2 protein-coding genes are annotated in these 2,873 nt (G+C 48.8%); both read left to right on the top strand.

Going from position 1 to position 2,873, the window contains the following annotated elements; all coding sequences use genetic code 11:
* Positions 1–65: 65 nt before the first annotated feature.
* The gene (locus VN105_RS20730) at positions 66–1,160 is read left to right on the top strand and encodes a vWA domain-containing protein (RefSeq protein WP_325643769.1); all 1,095 of its coding nucleotides are present in this window, start codon (positions 66–68) and stop codon (positions 1,158–1,160) included.
* A gap of 79 nt (positions 1,161–1,239) precedes the next feature.
* The gene (locus VN105_RS20725) at positions 1,240–2,745 is read left to right on the top strand and encodes a sigma 54-interacting transcriptional regulator (RefSeq protein WP_325643767.1); all 1,506 of its coding nucleotides are present in this window, start codon (positions 1,240–1,242) and stop codon (positions 2,743–2,745) included.
* Positions 2,746–2,873 lie beyond the last annotated feature (128 nt).

Here is a 2,873-nt window from a genome sequence, read left to right as displayed (position 1 = left end):
AAATCAGTGTTCCAAGACAAATTCCCCGAAAAGTGGTAAATTTAATGCAGAAGATGAGCTAAGCTATGAGAGGAATACAATTTACCAGGTTCAACCCGGACGAGAACAAAAAACCACCTTTCCAGAAATTACTGGATCTTTTTACCCAACTCCTTACGTATACCAGCGGAGACGTATCAGAGGCCCTGCAATGGCTTACTGAACTGGACAACGAGTATAATCTCACCAACCAGGAATATGGTATCGGCGATTTTATACAGGAGCTGAAAGATAAAGGGTATATCCGCGAAAACGAAGAAAGCGGCGCCATTGAAATCACTTCCAAAGCAGAACAAACCATCCGTAAAAATGCACTGGAAGAGATCTTCGGCAAACTGAAAAAATCAACCACAGGCAATCATAATATCCGCAAATCCGGCATGGGCGACGAGCTCAATGCAGAAACCCGTCCCTTCGAATTTGGCGATGGCGTAGACCAGCTGGATATTACTGCCTCCATCCGGAATGCACAGATCAATCACGGGATCGACAGTTTCTCCATCCAGCAGGACGACCTGGAGGTAAAAGAAACCGACTTCAAAACGCAAACGTCTACCGCCCTGATGATCGACATCTCGCATTCCATGATCCTTTACGGGGAAGACAGGATCACACCCGCCAAAAAGGTGGCCATGGCCCTCGCGGAACTGATCACCACCCGGTACCCGAAAGATACCCTCGACATCATTGTGTTTGGAAACGATGCCTGGCAGATAGAGATCAAAGATCTTCCCTATTTACAGGTTGGCCCCTTCCATACCAATACCGTGGCAGGACTGGAACTTGCGATGGACCTGCTCCGCCGCCGGCGCAACCCGAACAAGCAGATCTTCATGATCACAGATGGAAAACCCACCTGCCTGAAAATAGGATCACAGTATTATAAGAACAGCTTCGGGCTCGACAGGAAAATACTTAACCGTACCCTTAACCTCGCCGCCCAATGTAAAAAACTGAAAATACCTATCACCACCTTCATGGTAGCCACCGATCCGTGGCTGCAGAAATTTGTACAGGAATTTACCGAAACCAATGCCGGTAAAGCCTTTTTCTCCGGCACCGATAAACTGGGACAATTCCTTTTCCGCGATTTTGAAAGCGGTAAAAGGAAATTTTATTAATAGTAAACAGCAGCATAGTTAAAACGGATCCCGCATCCGACACCAGCTACTGCCAATTTGTAATGCGTAATTATCAAAGATGAATACAAACATAAAAACACTGGGCGAACTAAAGAAAAGTGGCTATAAACCGGTTTCAGTAAAAGAAGAGATCAGGCGTAACCTGATCAAAAAACTACAGGACAAGGAAGGCACCTTCCCCGGCATCATCGGTTATGAAGATACCGTGATCCCCGATACGGAAAGAGCCTTACTGTCAAGACACAATATCCTTTTCCTCGGCCTGCGCGGCCAGGCCAAAACACGCATGGCCCGCCAGATGACCGATCTGCTGGATGAATACATCCCCGTAGTGGAAGGCTCTGAAGTAAATGACGATCCTTTCCACCCGCTGTCGCGCTATGCCAAAGACCTGATCGATGAAAAAGGCGACCAGACACCCATCACCTGGCTTCACAGGAGCGCACGGTACGGTGAAAAACTGGCTACCCCCGACGTTTCCGTGGCCGACCTCGTAGGCGATATAGATCCTATCAAAGCGGCCAACATGAAACTCAGCTATGCAGATGAAAGGGTGATCCACTTCGGTATCATCCCGCGCTCTAACCGCGGCATCTTCGTGATCAATGAGCTTCCCGACCTCCAGGCCCGCATACAGGTATCCCTGTTCAATATCCTCCAGGAGGGCGATATCCAGATCAGGGGCTTTAAAGTAAGGATGCCGCTGGATATCCTGTTTATTTTCACGGCTAACCCGGAAGACTATACGAACCGCGGTTCCATTGTTACGCCGCTGAAAGACAGGATCGAAAGCCAGATCATCACTCACTACCCTAAAACAATTGAAAACTCCCTGCTCATCACCGAACAGGAAGCCGATATACATGAGGACCAGCAAGCCAAAGTGCAAATTTCCGATATGGTGAAACGCCTGATCGAACAGGTGTCGTTTGAGGCGAGAGCCAGTGAGTACGTGGATAAGAAAAGCGGCGTATCCGCCCGCTTAACTATTGCTGCCTACGAAAACGCGGTAAGTGCCGGTGAACGCCGCGCCATCATCAACAAGGAAAAGGAAACGCAGGTGCGCATTGCCGATCTGCAGGCCATCATCCCTGCCATTACCGGTAAAATTGAGCTGGTATACGAAGGCGAACAGGAAGGTCCGCTCCAGGTGGCCCACAACCTGCTCGACAAAGCCATCCGTACCCTGTTTGCCATCTACTTCCCCAACCCGGATTCCTTTAAGAAAAAGAAAGCCGGCTCCCCTGCGGAAAACCCTTACCGCAGCGTAATCCAGTGGTTCGACAAAGGCAACTCCGTACAGCTGCTGCAGGATATCAGCGATAAACAATACGATACCACCCTCAGCAAAGTAGAAGGATTAAAAGATCTCATCAAAGCCCGCTTTCCTAAAGCCAACAACAAGGAAGCGCTGTTGCTGATGGAATTTGTGCTGCACGGTTTATCGTCCTATTCCCTCATCAGCAAAAAAGTAGTGGAAAACGAAACCCGCTTCAGCGACCTGCTGGGTACCATGATGAACTTCAGTCTCGGCGGCGAGAGCGAGGAGCCCGAGGAAGAGTAGCGCGGATCGCCTTCGGCGATGCGGAGTTTGTCTGACTCAGGATTAAACTGATTACGCTGATTACCCTGATTTGATTACTTTGGATTTAAAATGATTTGGGGAGATTTAAGCGAATATTTTCGCCTAAA

The sequence above is a fragment of the Chitinophaga sp. genome, assembly GCF_035564935.1.
In the GTDB taxonomy this organism is placed as follows: domain Bacteria; phylum Bacteroidota; class Bacteroidia; order Chitinophagales; family Chitinophagaceae; genus Chitinophaga.
Note: the sequence above shows the minus strand (reverse complement) of the source record. Positions and strands in the feature narration are given on the sequence as shown.

Coding starts and splice junctions, on each gene's coding strand:
- VN105_RS20730 (WP_325643769.1), top strand. CDS start 66: ATGAGAGGAATACAATTTACCAGGTTCAACCCGGACGAGAACAAAAAA.
- VN105_RS20725 (WP_325643767.1), top strand. CDS start 1,240: ATGAATACAAACATAAAAACACTGGGCGAACTAAAGAAAAGTGGCTAT.